The following is a 17,344-nucleotide window of genomic DNA, read 5'->3' as shown; positions in this document are numbered from 1 at the left end:
ACGGTGACGCCAGATATATCTGACTCAGATTACCGCGCATCAGTGTCCGCATCGACAAGTGCGTCAGTATCAGCGTCAACCAGTGCCAGCCAAAGTGCCTCAACAAGTGCGAGCCAATCAGCAAGTACGTCAGCTAGCCAGTCAGCATCGACAAGCGCAAGTCAATCCGCGTCGACAAGTGCAAGCCAGTCAGCCAGTACGTCAGCTAGTCAATCGGCCTCAACAAGTGCGAGCCAATCAGCAAGTACGTCAGCTAGCCAGTCAGCATCGACAAGCGCAAGTCAATCCGCATCGACAAGTGCAAGCCAGTCAGCCAGTACGTCAGCTAGTCAATCGGCCTCAACAAGTGCGAGCCAATCAGCAAGTACATCAGCTAGTCAATCGGCTTCAACAAGTGCGAGCCAATCAGCAAGTACGTCAGCTAGCCAAAGTGCCTCAACAAGTGCGAGCCAATCAGCAAGTACGTCAGCTAGCCAGTCAGCCTCAACAAGTGCGAGCCAATCAGCAAGTACGTCAGCTAGCCAAAGTGCCTCAACAAGTGCAAGCCAGTCCGCATCGACAAGCGCAAGTCAATCGGCCTCAACAAGTGCGAGCCAATCAGCCAGCACATCAGCTAGTCAATCGGCCTCAACAAGTGCGAGCCAATCAGCAAGTACGTCAGCTAGCCAGTCAGCATCGACAAGCGCAAGTCAATCCGCGTCGACAAGTGCAAGCCAGTCAGCAAGTACGTCAGCAAGTCAGTCCGCATCGACAAGTGCAAGCCAGTCAGCAAGCACATCAGCCTCTGAATCAGCGTCAACAAGTGCAAGCCAATCAGCCAGCACGTCGGCTAGTCAATCGGCCTCAACAAGCGCAAGCCAATCAGCCAGCACATCAGCTAGTCAATCGGCCTCAACAAGTGCGAGCCAATCAGCCAGTACGTCAGCAAGTCAGTCCGCATCGACCAGCGCGAGCCAATCAGCAAGTACGTCAGCAAGTCAGTCCGCATCGACAAGTGCGAGCCAATCAGCCAGTACGTCAGCAAGTCAGTCAGCATCGACAAGTGCAAGTCAATCAGCCAGCACAAGTGCAAGTCAGTCGGCCTCAACAAGTGCGAGCCAATCAGCCAGCACCTCGGCTAGTCAGTCGGCTTCAACAAGTGCGAGCCAATCAGCCAGCACGTCAGCTAGTCAGTCGGCCTCAACAAGTGCCTCAGCTTCAGCCAGCACAAGCGCATCAGAATCGGCCTCAACAAGCGCTAGCCAATCAGCAAGTACGTCAGCAAGTCGGTCCGCATCGACAAGTGCGTCAGTATCAGCGTCAACCAGTGCCAGCCAAAGTGCCTCAACAAGTGCGAGCCAATCAGCAAGTACGTCAGCAAGCCAGTCCGCATCGACAAGTGCGTCAGAATCAGCAAGCACATCGGCTAGCCAGTCCGCATCGACAAGTGCGAGTCAATCAGCAAGTACGTCAGCAAGTCAGTCAGCTTCAACAAGTGCAAGCCAGTCAGCCTCAACAAGTGCGAGCCAATCAGCAAGTACGTCAGCAAGTCAGTCAGCTTCGACAAGTGCGTCAGAATCAGCAAGCACGTCAGCTAGCCAGTCAGCCTCAACAAGTGCAAGCCAGTCAGCAAGTACGTCAGCAAGTCAGTCAGCATCGACAAGTGCAAGCCAGTCAGCAAGTACATCAGCTAGCCAAAGTGCCTCAACAAGTGCGAGCCAATCAGCAAGTACGTCAGCTAGCCAAAGTGCCTCAACAAGTGCAAGCCAGTCAGCAAGTACATCAGCTAGTCAATCGGCCTCAACAAGTGCGAGCCAATCAGCAAGTACGTCAGCTAGCCAGTCAGCATCGACAAGCGCAAGTCAATCGGCCTCGACAAGTGCAAGCCAGTCAGCAAGTACGTCAGCTAGCCAAAGTGCCTCAACAAGTGCAAGCCAGTCAGCAAGCACATCAGCCTCTGAATCAGCCTCAACAAGCGCGAGCCAATCAGCAAGTACGTCAGCAAGTCAGTCAGCATCGACAAGTGCAAGTCAATCAGCAAGTACGTCAGCAAGTCAGTCAGCATCGACAAGTGCAAGTCAATCAGCAAGTACATCAGCAAGCCAGTCAGCCTCAACAAGTGCGAGCCAATCCGCAAGTACGTCAGCAAGCCAGTCAGCATCGACAAGTGCAAGCCAGTCAGCAAGCACATCAGCCTCTGAATCAGCATCAACAAGCGCAAGCCAATCAGCCAGCACATCAGCTAGTCAATCGGCCTCAACAAGTGCGAGCCAATCAGCAAGTACGTCAGCAAGTCAGTCAGCATCGACAAGTGCAAGCCAGTCAGCAAGTACGTCAGCAAGTCAGTCAGCATCGACAAGTGCGAGCCAGTCAGCAAGTACATCAGCTAGTCAATCGGCCTCAACAAGTGCGAGCCAATCAGCAAGTACATCAGCTAGTCAATCGGCCTCAACAAGTGCGAGCCAATCAGCAAGTACGTCAGCAAGTCAGTCCGCATCGACAAGTGCGAGCCAATCAGCAAGTACGTCAGCTAGCCAAAGTGCCTCAACAAGTGCGAGCCAATCAGCAAGTACGTCAACTAGCCAGTCAGCCTCAACAAGTGCAAGCCAATCAGCAAGCACCTCAGCTAGTCAATCGGCGTCAACAAGTGCGAGCCAGTCCGCAAGCACTTCAGCTAGTCAGTCCGCATCGACAAGTGCGTCAGAATCAGCAAGTACGTCAGCTAGCCAGTCCGCATCGACAAGTGCAAGTCAATCAGCCAGCACGTCAGCAAGTCAGTCCGCATCGACAAGTGCAAGCCAGTCAGCAAGTACATCAGCTAGTCAATCGGCGTCAACAAGTGCGAGCCAATCAGCAAGTACATCAGCTAGTCAATCGGCGTCAACAAGTGCGAGCCAATCAGCAAGTACGTCAGCAAGTCAGTCCGCATCGACAAGTGCAAGTCAATCAGCCAGCACGTCAGCAAGTCAGTCCGCATCGACAAGTGCAAGCCAGTCAGCAAGCACATCGGCTTCTGAATCGGCCTCAACAAGTGCGTCAGAGTCAGCAAGCACATCAGCCTCTGAATCAGCATCAACAAGCGCAAGCCAATCAGCCAGCACATCAGCTAGTCAATCGGCCTCAACAAGTGCGAGCCAATCAGCAAGTACGTCAGCAAGTCAGTCAGCATCGACAAGTGCAAGCCAGTCAGCAAGTACGTCAGCAAGTCAGTCAGCTTCAACAAGTGCAAGCCAGTCAGCAAGCACCTCAGCTAGCCAGTCCGCATCGACAAGTGCATCAGAATCAGCAAGCACATCGGCAAGTCAGTCCGCATCGACAAGTGCAAGCCAGTCCGCAAGCACCTCAGCTAGCCAGTCCGCATCGACAAGTGCGAGCCAATCAGCAAGTACGTCAGCTAGCCAAAGTGCCTCAACAAGTGCAAGCCAGTCAGCAAGTACATCAGCTAGTCAATCGGCATCAACAAGTGCATCAGAATCAGCAAGCACAAGCGCTTCTGAATCGGCATCAACAAGCGCGTCAGAGTCAGCAAGCACAAGCGCTTCTGAATCGGCCTCAACAAGTGCATCTGAGTCAGCAAGCACATCAGCTTCTGAATCGGCCTCAACAAGTGCATCAGAATCAGCATCAACAAGTGCATCAGAATCAGCAAGCACATCAGCTTCTGAATCAGCGTCAACAAGTGCGAGCCAATCAGCAAGTACGTCAGCAAGCCAAAGTGCATCGACAAGTGCGAGCCAATCAGCCAGCACCTCGGCAAGTCAGTCCGCATCAACAAGCGCGAGCCAATCAGCAAGTACATCAGCTAGCCAGTCCGCATCGACAAGTGCAAGTCAATCAGCCAGCACCTCGGCAAGCCAAAGTGCTTCAACAAGTGCGAGCCAATCAGCAAGTACGTCAGCTAGCCAGTCAGCATCGACAAGCGCAAGTCAGTCCGCATCGACAAGTGCAAGTCAGTCAGCAAGTACATCAGCAAGCCAAAGTGCATCAACAAGTGCGAGCCAATCAGCAAGTACGTCAGCAAGTCAGTCCGCATCGACAAGTGCGAGCCAATCAGCCAGCACGTCTGCAAGTCAGTCCGCATCGACAAGTGCAAGCCAATCAGCCAGCACGTCAGCTAGTCAATCGGCTTCAACAAGTGCGTCAGAATCAGCCAGCACAAGTGCGTCTGAGTCAGCATCAACAAGCGCAAGTCAATCGGCCAGCACGTCAGCAAGCCAAAGTGCATCAACAAGTGCAAGCCAGTCAGCAAGCACCTCAGCTAGCCAGTCCGCATCGACAAGTGCGAGCCAATCAGCAAGTACGTCAGCAAGTCAATCGGCATCAACAAGTGCGTCAGAGTCAGCAAGCACATCAGCTTCTGAATCAGCAAGCACAAGCGCATCTGAGTCAGCAAGCACATCAGCTTCTGAATCAGCAAGCACAAGCGCTTCTGAATCGGCATCAACAAGTGCATCTGAGTCAGCAAGCACCTCAGCTAGCCAGTCAGCATCGACAAGTGCGAGCCAGTCAGCAAGTACATCAGCTAGTCAATCGGCATCAACAAGTGCATCTGAATCAGCAAGCACCTCAGCTAGCCAGTCCGCATCGACAAGTGCGAGCCAATCAGCAAGCACCTCGGCAAGTCAGTCAGCATCGACAAGTGCAAGCCAGTCAGCCAGCACCTCAGCTAGCCAGTCAGCATCGACAAGTGCGAGCCAATCAGCAAGTACGTCAGCTAGCCAATCGGCATCAACAAGTGCAAGCCAGTCAGCAAGTACGTCAGCAAGTCAGTCAGCATCGACAAGTGCAAGTCAATCAGCCAGCACGTCAGCAAGCCAAAGTGCTTCAACAAGCGCAAGTCAATCGGCAAGCACGTCGGCTAGTCAATCGGCATCAACAAGTGCAAGCCAATCAGCCAGCACATCAGCTAGTCAATCGGCTTCAACAAGTGCGAGTCAATCAGCAAGTACGTCTGCAAGTCAGTCCGCATCGACAAGCGCGAGCCAATCAGCAAGTACGTCTGCAAGTCAGTCAGCATCGACAAGCGCGAGCCAATCAGCCAGTACCTCAGCTAGTCAATCGGCTTCAACAAGCGCAAGTCAATCGGCAAGCACGTCGGCTAGTCAGTCAGCTTCAACAAGCGCAAGTCAATCGGCAAGCATGTCAGCTAGTCAGTCAGCATCGACAAGTGCAAGTCAATCAGCCAGCACATCAGCTAGTCAATCGGCCTCAACAAGTGCGAGCCAATCAGCCGGTACGTCAGCTAGCCAAAGTGCTTCAACAAGCGCAAGTCAATCGGCAAGCACGTCGGCTAGTCAATCGGCTTCAACCAGTGCAAGCCAATCAGCAAGTACGTCAGCAAGCCAAAGTGCATCGACAAGTGCAAGCCAGTCAGCAAGCACCTCAGCTAGCCAGTCCGCATCGACAAGTGCATCTGAATCAGCAAGCACATCGGCAAGTCAGTCCGCATCGACAAGTGCAAGCCAGTCAGCAAGCACCTCAGCTAGCCAGTCAGCATCGACAAGTGCGAGCCAATCAGCAAGTACGTCAGCAAGTCAATCGGCATCAACAAGTGCGTCAGAGTCAGCAAGCACATCAGCTTCTGAATCAGCATCAACAAGTATGTCAGTTCCGGATAGTACTGATAAACCGAACTTTAGTTTGAGTGACAGTGCTTCGCAATCAACGAGTCTAAGCGTGTCAGTCTCAACGTCAGAGTCTATGTCGACTTCGACAAGTACGTCGCTTTCAGGTGTAGCTTCTGAAAGTTCTTCAGCGTCAAGCTCGCTTGTAGAATCAAATGCTGATCATTCAACTTCACACGTTGGAAATGGTGCCGGATCGACAGCTAAGTCAAGACAGCAGTTGCCAAATACAGGTACAGAAGCTTCTAAATCATCTGTACTTCTAGGTGCTTTGGCTGCTGTAACTGGTCTAGGTCTGTTTGCGAAACGCCGCAAGCGTGATGATGAAGAAGAAATGTAAACAATCTTTCTGTAGCAGATTTCTCTACGGATAGATGTTTGAAAAAGTGGCTGGAACAAAAGTTTAGCCCATAAAAAAAGTGAACAAAACTAGTTTTCTGGAAATCAGAATTCAGTTTAGTTCACTTTTTTATTTTATGGAAAATTGAAACTACAACAGTACACAAAGGCTACTAAAACATTTCTAGAAATTAATAATCCTTTCCTAATCGGTTTGTTCACATCTTATTTCCATCCACAATAAATAAGAAATCCTACAATCCCAATAATGAAAATAGAATATCTTATCCTTGCTTTTAAGGTAAGATAATGTTGCTATTTTTTAGCTATGTATGGTTCATCTATTCAATAAAAATATACAAACATCTTAGCGATAATGATATGAAACAAAATGCTTATAAAATAAACTATTTTATAATAATGGTTAGGAAATCGCATCCAACGCCTTGTAACAAAAATTTAATATTTCGGAATCTTGAAACATAAAAACGCTTAAAAATTGGACTTTGTTTCTATGAAAACGTTTAAAATGGCTATTTTTCTAATATTTATAAAAAACGGTATATTCGCCTATAATATCCATATAAAATACTTTTTTTTTTTAGGTAAAAATGTTTTGAAAGTTATTGAATTAACTGCATTTGAAGTGTATAATATAGATTGGTATTTTATTGATAAATACACATAAATATAATTGGAAAGGAATCTAAAAAATGTTTTTTAGACGCCAAGAAGGTGAATATAGAGAGACGGATCGTGTGACCCGTTTCAAGTTGATTAAGTCGGGTAAGCATTGGTTGCGTGCCTCGACCTCTCAATTTGGTCTCTTTAAAGTCTTGCGTGGTGGTGTAGATGCTGCTCAGGTAACAACTGAAGTTATCGAAGAGCAATCAGCAAATACACTGACTGGATTGGATATCCTGAAAGGGATAGCCGCAGCAGGGACGGTGCTTGGAGGAGCAGTTGCAACACAAACAACTGTTTATGCCAACGACGCTCTTGAAAAGACAGTAGAGTCAAATCAAACACTTGCGAATACAGACACAGTAACTTTGGGAACAGTAAAAGATCAGGAGGGGGCTCAAGCCGACAGCCTATCAGTTTCTGTCAGCCAAAGCCAATCCTTGTCTGAGGAAGCTTCCAAGAATGCAAGTAAGCATCTTTCAGAAAGTGAAAGCCAATCAGTAAGTACTTCAACAAGTGCTTCTGTATCGGCAAGTACATCTGCTTCTGAAAGTGCAAGTACAAGTGCATCTGAGTCAGCCTCGACAAGTTCGTCTCAATCACAAACTGGAGTGACTTCTGAACTTGCAAAACCAGCAACATCAGAGACAGCTTCAAACAAAGAGACATCTGTTCGTAAGGAAGATGCAGCTAACGCGACAGCTGATGCACCTCTTTCAAAAGTTATCACTGAAAGCCTCGCATCTCTACAAGCAGTTGAAACTCGTTTGAGCCAAATCACATCAACGACTTCAAGTTTGGTGGATACAACGACAACAGCTGCCGTAGCGACTACAGTATCTGCTGAGAGCAACAAGAAAGCTCAAGAAGACCGCAAACGTCTATCTAAAATCTCAGCGACTATGGGTGAATACCTCGCTAAGTCTATCGGTCTGCCAAATACAGAAGCAGCGGTTGTTAAGGTCAATGCTGCTGTAACAGCTATCGAAGAAGCTCTTAAAAATCCAAATGCTGACTTGACAGATGTTATCAAGCAAGCTACATCTGCGCAAAACTCAATCGTTAACGCTGTTCTCCGTGCTAATAACGGTAAACGTGATTTCCTTAATGGTAAAGCGATGAAACCAGGAACACAGTTCCGTGTTCGTAATACACAAACTGGTTCAGGTGCCATCGGTGAACAGACTGAAAATCTAGCAAATGGTGAAAGCATCAAGTATCTAACATCAGGTGAAAACACGAATGCTAAACAACGTGTTGAAACTTCTGTTGATCTAAAAGCAGAACCTGTATACGCAGCCAATGGTAAGATTACAAAGATTATCTGGACGCTCATGTCTAACCCTCGTCAGACCATGGGACAGACCAACGTTCGCCACTGGATCCAAATCCCTAGTCAGGTCAATATGCCGACAACCATCGTTGATGCATCCTATGTTGATACGGCTACAGGTTCACCTCGAAAGGATATGACAGGACTTCCTAAGTCTACTACGCCATCTGATAACATGATGCCGGCAGAGTACAATGGTATGAGACGTGACTCGATGGAAGTTCGTTCTAAAGACAACTACAAACGTGTCGATAGTGGCTTCTTGTCATTGAACAACCAAGATGAGCAATATAACCTCTTGAAAGCTCAGTCATATCACAATACAGGGAACTCTGACCAATGGCGTAAGGCGACTTGGGAAAATAATATCAAGCCAGCTATTCTTTGGACCAATGAGGAACGTGTTCTTTGGAATAACATCAACGTTGGTGACCGTGGACGTGTTGCGGTAACCCGTTTTGAAACAACCGTTCCAGATAACGTAACCAATGGTGACCTCAAGAACATGAAGGTTATGTATGGTGAAGGAACTCACAATACAACTTGGGCAGGGATTGGTATCCATACCAACCCATTGGGGTTAGATAATGTTAAAGCCTATCCTTTTGTAGCTCGCGATAGCGGAACTTATATCGTAAATCAGGTTGAAGCTCCATATGATACATCTGCCTTTAACAAGGCTGGATTGAAATGGTGGTATTCAAACAAAGATACAAAACAAGCCTATACAGACCCTAACCAATACTTGGTTCATCCAGGAACTCAAGACTATAGTGGTACTAAAGGACCTGCTGGCACAACGATTGAATATCGTATAAAAGGTACCAATACCAAAGTAGAGTCTAATCAGGTCGGTCGTACACCAGGGGTGTTTGAATACAATATTCATAGACAATTCCCAGATAGTAAGGGTGCAGATACACCAGTTAAGTTTGTTGTAAAACCAAAAACTCCAGAAATCACAACAACTCTACAAGATAACGTTTCATCTCAAACCATCACTGTAGAAAATGCAACTCCAAACAAAAAAGTTATTCTTTATAAGAACGGAGTTGAGTTTGCTTCAACGACTGCCAATGCAAAGGGTGTTGCTACCTTTAACAATGTTCAAATGGCAAATCAGGATAGCTTTAATGCTAAGGTGAAAATTGAGAACCAAACTTCTTATCGTGATAATGATGGAAGAGATAAAGATTATGTTGAGTCTGGCTTCAGTAACACTGTAAGAGCTCGTTTCACAGATACAGAAAAACCACAGATTGCGGGAATCGTAGCCAATAAGGGTGCTAAGGTAGATGACACAAATCCTCGTAAGATTCTCGTTTATCGTGAAGAAGAGATTGATGTCGATATCAAGTTGACAGATAACCTTAAACGACTGGATAAGATCAAAGTTCGTGACAATGGAGGTAATGCAACAGCTCCTAGTGGCAAATTTGAGACAAATGATATTGTTGATAATTCAAAACAAACAGCGATGAATTTCACAACAAATCAAAATAGACTTGGTCAAGAAGGAAGTGCATCAGCCAGTCAGCCAAGTGTTGTGAAATTGACAGGTCATGTCGGAAAAGCCTATACAGGTAATTCAGGTTCTTGGACACGTTATGTAGCAGGTTATGACCGAGTTGGTTTGACAAATGACAATGGTACGACGAACGATAATAACGATGCAAAAATCACAGTTGAATATCGTCCGCAAACAGAGAAGTACACACCAACAACTACGACACAAAATGTAGATATCCAGGAAAACGGACGTGTTCGTTTTGATAATCCTGAGACTTATATCACTAACCGTTCAAGTCTCCCGACTAATGGAACAACAGCTGGGGCTGAGACAACCTATGCTTGGGTTGGAGATGAGCCAACTAACTGGACAGCAGGTCAACATACACGTAACATCTTGGTAACTTACCCAGATGGTTCGACAGATACAGTTGCAGTAAACTTTAACGTAAGCGACCGTATTGCACCAAACGTAACTGTTCAAGGCAAAACACTTCCTACAACTCGTCCTACTGAAGCGGATGCACCGCTCTTTACAGTCTACCGTGGCGCTACCTTTAACCCAATCGTTAAGGCTTGGGATAACTCAGGTAAGTTGACTAAATTGCAGATTAAAAACCTACCAGGTGGTGTGACATCAGGAAGCTTTACAGAGCAAACTGGTAAAACAGAAAGCAACAAGTATTCTGGACGTCTGATTGATGGAAGAGTAAATGATAACCAAACGCTTGGCACTCACATAGCTGAAGTTGTTGTATCAGATGGAACAACTGAAACAACTCGTTACATGAAGTACCGCGTGGTCGATGTTGTTCGTAAAAATACGGCTGCTAATGGGGAAGTATTTAAAAACGTTGGAGATACTCTAGGGGATGCTCACCAATATATTGCAACAACAGGAATTGCAGCTGGTACAGAACAAAGTGATACTTACTTCCCAGGTGGTATGACCTTCAAGTGGAATGATGCCAATCGTTATGATGTAAGTAATGAGAAACAATTATCAGCTCCAGGTAAATGGACCCACAATGCGATTGCAGAATTCCCAGCAGAGACCAAGGATACAAGCAGTGAAACACGTACAGTATTTGCGACTGATAAAGAAATTCAAGTTGCCTTGGTTGCTAGACCAACAAAACCAGCCATTAACGTGGACAATTTTGGTAACGCGACAGTAGCTCCAAAAACTTCAGAAAGCACTGTCAATCAGATGACTATTGCCTATACACAAAAAGGTACAAATGCTTCGAAAACACTGACAGCCACAAAAGCAAGTAATGGTCGCTGGAGCTTGAATGAAACGCCTGCTGGTGTTTCAATCGATCCTACTACTGGTCAGGTGAGCTTTACAGATGCTGCTGTTGCTACAAATACAACCATCACTTCGACGACTCGTACCTCAGATGGTTATTCAAGTGATCCTTCAACTGCTCGTAAGGTAGCAGGAGATACTGTTCCTCCAGTAATCACCGCAAACAATGCGACAGCAACATCAGGTGAGCACGTGGATATTCCATTGACAGTTGTCGATGAGGGTGTTGGTCTGGCTGATACAGATGGTGTTGTGATTACAGGCCTTCCTGCAGGATTGCACTATGAAAATGGTAAAATCACTGGAGCACCTACAAGTAAAGGTACGTCTACAGTGAAGATCGTTGCCAAAGATAAACGTGGCAATACTTCAACTCAAACAATTACCATAGCTGTTCAAAGTCAGGCTGACAAGTATAATGTAACAACTAAAAATAATGGCAATTTTTATGCAATTAAAGATGAAGATGTAGCTAACTTAACACCGAGAGACTTCGTCAATGGGACTATTCCAGAAACAGCTAAAGTCATATGGAAAACAGCACCAACGACAGGTGAAGTTGGTTCAGGAAAAGCAGCCGTTGTTACGATTACTTATCCAGATGGTTCTACAAAAGACTTGAACTACACTTACCAAGTCTATCCAAAACTGGAAACTAAGACGAATAACAATCAAACAGGTAACTTCCACTCCTTCAAAACATTTAATAAGATCGGTGGAGATACATACGTTTATACAAATCTGGCCAACCGCCAAGGATTTGATGGGCTACCTGTTAAGTGGAAATATGACTACCGTCTCAATAACGAAGGTGATAACATAACAACACCTGTAGGTAATGATTACTTTAGTAGAGTCTGGAATGTAGACAACATGGCTCATAAGACGGATTACAAGCTGACAGCGATTTATCCAAACGGACGTTTTGGTGCGGTAACTGCAGATAATCCAGCTCTTGAAAGTTCAACAACATGGCACTACTCAGTTTATGATTATGGTGCTAAGCAAGTGTTTGAAACATCTCAAGGTGACCTTGCTGGACTTGGTAGCATGGTAACAGATCCAAAAGATGCTGTAGTTCCTAAAGATGGACGAACAGAGGCACCAGATGCGACGAAATATACATGGCACCAAGGTGAACAACCAAATGATTCAACTGTTGCGAATCCAGGTTTCTCTATCCATAGAGTTAATATGGAGCTTCCACCTGATTCAAGTACGGTAATTCATAAATTATCTGATAAAGCAAACTTTGAAATTCCTGTAGTTGTTAAAGTTAATCCAAAAACACCAGTTATTGTAGAAAATACAATTTCTGAAAAAGGTGGTTTGCCAAATCAATCTATCAAGATTGATAATGTTGTAGGAGGGGCTAAAGTTACTCTTACTATTGGTGATAAGACATTTACGAAAACAGCTGGACCTAACGATACAAGTGTAACCTTTAGTCCTACTGAATTGAAAGAAGCTTATGACGCAAATAATGGCCTTCTTCCAACAGGAAATGTTACGGTTAAGCAAGAAGTGACTCGCCGAGATCCTAGTGATAATACAGATAAGGTCTTGACTTCTGCAACAGCAACTGGAACAATCACTCGTGAAACAGTAGCTCCAGTAGCTCAAGATACAGTTGTAGAAGTTAAACAAAAGGATGGTAGTTGGGTTCCAGTTCCAAAAACAACTGACGCAAATGGTCTTACAACACATACTTTCTATGCAGGTGATGAACTCCGCTTTACAACTAAATTCACAGATAACAGTGATAAGATTGCGAATACTGTCGTAAGACAAGGTTCAAACACAGCATCAGAAACAGATAATGTCCTACATAGTACTTGGGGAACTGTTGCGCCAAATAATATCACAACAGTTACACCGGCTACTGCAACATCACCAGCAACAGTCATTCAAACTGGTACAGTGAATGCAAATCTTCAGTATGGCGATGGTCAACACGTTACTCGTGCCATTGTCGCAGAAGATACAGTAGGAAACCGTTCTGAGGGTAGCCGCTTCCGTCTGAAACAAGGTAAGTTGTCAGAGAAACATCCAGGTGTAGATCCAAAAACTAAGTTTGAAGTTGCAGATGTAAACAACTTAACAGCAGAAGAAAAGGCTAAAGTATTTGAAGCAATCAAAGCATCAAATCCAAAAGCGGACAAGCAAATTGATTCATACACTCAAAATGATGATGGATCAGTCACAATCACCTACTTGGATGGAACAAGTAATCTCGTTCGTCCAAACGTTAAGTATGCAGTAGAAAAAGTTTCTGATAGATTCTATGCTGTACAAAATGAAAATGTAAATGATTTGAATCTCCGTACCTTTGTTCGTGGTATTGGTGGAAAAAATCTACCAGAAGGTACGAAAGTTACTTGGGAAACAGCTCCTACCTTTAATGAGATTGGAAATCGTACAGCTTACTTGAAAGTTGAGCATCCAGACGGTACAGTTACCCCTCATATCGAATACAACTATACAGTTCTCAAAAAGCTTGAAACATTTACACGAGATGGTAAAACAGGTAAATTCTACGCCTTTAAAGCCGATAGTGGAACGGATAGAGTTACAGGTGGTAACTGGGCTAATAACATTGGTGGATTCTCTAACTTATATGTAAATAATGATAGACTTAATGACTCGAACGCCCTAGGTAGCTACTCATTGTCAAGCTTAACCTTTAAATACAAGCTAAATAATGATGAAAATGCTATTCAAACTGAGAAGGTTAATACTACCTTTAGTAACGTATGGCACACAACTAAGGTAAGTGATGCGGATAACCAACCTCTAGCCCACAATACGACCTATACCGCAGTTGCCAACTATTCTAGAGGACGTTTCGGTAATGCATCAAATGGTGATCCGGCCTTAACAAGTACTGTAACCTTTGACTACTCAGTAGTGGATCCAGTAGCTAAGAAAGTTTATGAAACAACGGTTGGGGATAAAGGCCCACTAGCAGATATTATTAACACTCCAGGTAATGCCATTAAGAATACAGATATCGTTCTTACTACGAATCCTACTGATGGCACTGCTACAGCTGTTTCAAGTACGGAGGCTAACTCTGCTACAGCTGCTTCTGGTACGACGACTACTCAGACTGTTCCAATGCCAGATGGTGTCGATTTTGCATGGGACGGGACAACAGCCCTAGATGCGGATACCATCGTTGCGGCTCCGGGCTACTATACACGAAATGTCAGAGTCACTCTACCGAAAAGTACTACAGAAGGTGATAAGCCTAGAAACAGTCGAACAGTTCCAGTAACCATCAAAGTCAACCTAAAAACACCAAAAATCGCAGATGATCAAGTAACAAATACAGGTGGTCTTCCAAACCGTAGTATTACAGTGACAGATGTGGCACCAGGTGCGACAGTAACCTTGACAATCGGTGATAAGACTTTCCCTCCGAAGGTGGTACCAGCTGGTGCTACAAGTGTCACATTTGGAGCGGATGAATTAGCAGATGCTAACGGTTTGCTTCCAAAGGGAACTGTAACGGCTACACAAACTAAGGATATAGCGACTCCTACTGGAGAAACAGAGACTCTTAGCACATCAACAACTAAAGAAATTACTAAGGAAACTGAAGCGCCGAAAGTTACTGTTAAGGTTGAAGTATTTGATAAGTCTACAAATACATGGGTAGAAGCTCCTAAGACGACAGATGGCAAGAGCAAAATCTACGCTGGAGATAAATTCCGTGTTACTGTAACAACTACTGATAACAGTGGTAAGGTTAAAAATATTGAGGCATGGAATAATTCTGTTAATGAAGATCCGAAGTATGCAACGACAAATCTCATTCCAAGTCCATATGCAGAAAAGGGTCTTGCGATACAGACGACTAATACAGTTACCAATGCTTCAGTCGCTCAACCAGACACACGTCAATTGACAGAAGAAGGAACCTATAATCCTACTCAACCATATAGTGCAGGTAATAAGTGGACACGATTTGCAAGAGTTCGTGACTTGTCGGATAATACTAATTTTGTCGAATATGGACTCCAACAAGCTCCTCTAAACGAGAAGTATGAACCAAAGGTACCAGCAAGTATTAAGGTAACAAACAAAACGAATCCAACAGCGGAAGATAGAGAAAAAATTCGCGCAGAGATTGAAAAACTAAATGCTGGTAAACAAATTAAATCAATTTCTGTTAATGAACGTGGATTGGTAACTGTTACTTACGATGATAATACTGTTGATACAGTTACGCCAACATTAGATGATTCAGATTACAAGTCTCAAAAAGCATCTGAGTCAGCAAGTACAAGTGCCTCTGAATCAGCATCAACAAGTGCAAGTCAATCGGCAAGCACATCAGCTAGTCAGTCAGCATCGACAAGTGCGAGCCAATCAGCAAGTACCTCAGCTAGTCAGTCAGCATCGACAAGTGCAAGTCAATCAGCAAGCACATCAGCTAGTCAGTCAGCATCGACAAGTGCAAGCCAATCAGCAAGTACCTCAGCTAGTCAGTCAGCTTCAACAAGTGCGAGCCAATCAGCAAGCACATCGGCATCTGAGTCAGCGTCAACAAGTGCATCAGCATCAGCAAGCACATCGGCATCTGAATCAGCTTCAACAAGTGCAAGCCAATCAGCAAGCACGTCAGCTAGTCAGTCAGCGTCAACAAGTGCGAGCCAATCAGCAAGCACGTCAGCTAGTCAGTCAGCATCGACAAGTGCAAGCCAATCAGCAAGCACGTCAGCTAGTCAGTCAGCATCGACAAGTGCAAGCCAATCAGCAAGCACCTCAGCTAGTCAGTCAGCGTCAACAAGTGCGTCAGAATCAGCAAGCACATCGGCATCTGAGTCAGCTTCAACAAGTGCAAGCCAATCAGCAAGCACAAGCGCCTCTGAATCAGCATCAACAAGTGCCTCTGAATCAGCAAGTACATCAGCTTCTGAGTCAGCATCAACAAGTGCGTCAGAGTCAGCAAGCACATCGGCCTCTGAGTCAGCATCAACAAGTGCGTCAGAGTCAGCAAGCACGTCAGCCTCAGAATCAGCATCAACAAGCGCGTCAGAGTCAGCGTCAACAAGTGCGAGCCAATCAGCAAGCACAAGCGCATCTGAGTCAGCGTCAACAAGTGCGTCAGCATCAGCAAGCACAAGCGCTTCTGAGTCAGCATCGACAAGTGCATCAGAATCAGCAAGCACAAGCGCTTCAGAATCAGCAAGCACAAGCGCTTCTGAGTCAGCATCAACAAGTGCGTCAGAGTCAGCAAGTACATCAGCCTCTGAGTCAGCATCAACAAGCGCTTCTGAATCAGCATCAACAAGTGCGTCAGAATCAGCGTCAACAAGCGCTTCTGAGTCAGCATCAACAAGCGCTTCAGAATCAGCAAGCACAAGCGCTTCTGAGTCAGCATCAACAAGTGCATCAGAATCAGCAAGCACAAGCGCTTCTGAGTCAGCATCAACAAGTGCATCAGAATCAGCAAGCACAAGCGCTTCTGAGTCAGCATCAACAAGTGCCTCTGAGTCAGCAAGCACAAGCGCATCAGAATCAGCGTCAACAAGTGCGTCAGAATCAGCAAGCACATCAGCTTCTGAGTCAGCATCAACAAGTGCATCAGAATCAGCAAGCACATCAGCATCTGAGTCAGCATCAACAAGTGCATCAGAATCAGCAAGCACATCAGCTTCTGAGTCAGCATCAACAAGTGCGTCAGAATCAGCGTCAACAAGCGCATCTGAGTCAGCATCAACAAGTGCATCTGAGTCAGCATCAACAAGTGCGTCAGAGTCAGCAAGCACATCAGCTTCTGAGTCAGCATCAACAAGTGCGTCAGAGTCAGCAAGTACATCAGCTTCAGAATCGGCATCAACAAGTGCGTCAGAGTCAGCGTCAACAAGCGCGTCAGAGTCAGCAAGTACATCAGCCTCTGAGTCAGCATCAACAAGCGCTTCTGAATCAGCATCAACAAGTGCGTCAGAATCAGCGTCAACAAGCGTTTCTGAGTCAGCATCAACAAGCGCTTCAGAATCAGCATCAACAAGCGCTTCTGAATCAGCATCAACAAGTGCATCAGAATCAGCAAGCACATCGGCTTCTGAATCGGCATCAACAAGCGCATCTGAGTCAGCATCAACAAGTGCGTCTGAGTCAGCAAGCACAAGCGCATCTGAGTCAGCAAGTACATCAGCTTCTGAATCGGCATCAACAAGTGCGTCAGAGTCAGCGTCAACAAGCGCGTCAGAGTCAGCAAGTACATCAGCCTCTGAGTCAGCATCAACAAGCGCTTCAGAATCAGCATCAACAAGTGCGTCAGAATCAGCGTCAACAAGCGCTTCTGAATCGGCATCAACAAGTGCATCAGAGTCAGCAAGCACAAGCGCCTCTGAGTCAGCATCAACAAGTGCGTCAGAATCAGCAAGCACATCAGCATCTGAGTCAGCATCAACAAGTGCATCAGAATCAGCAAGCACAAGCGCTTCTGAGTCAGCATCGACAAGTGCATCAGAATCAGCAAGCACAAGCGCTTCAGAATCAGCAAGCACAAGCGCTTCTGAGTCAGCATCAACAAGTGCGTCAGAGTCAGCA

The 17,344-nt window shown here is 45.7% G+C and carries 2 protein-coding genes; both read left to right on the top strand.

What is annotated here, in order from left to right:
- Positions 1-3 precede the first annotated feature (3 nt).
- Positions 4-5,943 (top strand): LPXTG cell wall anchor domain-containing protein, encoded by a 5,940-nt coding sequence (locus tag QM843_RS09870; RefSeq protein WP_474104519.1) that lies wholly within the window; start codon positions 4-6, stop codon positions 5,941-5,943.
- Positions 5,944-6,655: 712 nt separating this feature from the next.
- Positions 6,656-17,344, top strand: a 10,689-nt coding sequence (locus tag QM843_RS08385) for an accessory Sec-dependent serine-rich glycoprotein adhesin (protein ID WP_414399224.1), incomplete at its 3' end; no start/stop codon positions are given.

Source organism: Streptococcus mitis (assembly GCF_047463435.1).
In the GTDB taxonomy this organism is placed as follows: domain Bacteria; phylum Bacillota; class Bacilli; order Lactobacillales; family Streptococcaceae; genus Streptococcus; species Streptococcus mitis_DS.
This window is presented reverse-complemented; position numbering and strand designations above follow the sequence as displayed.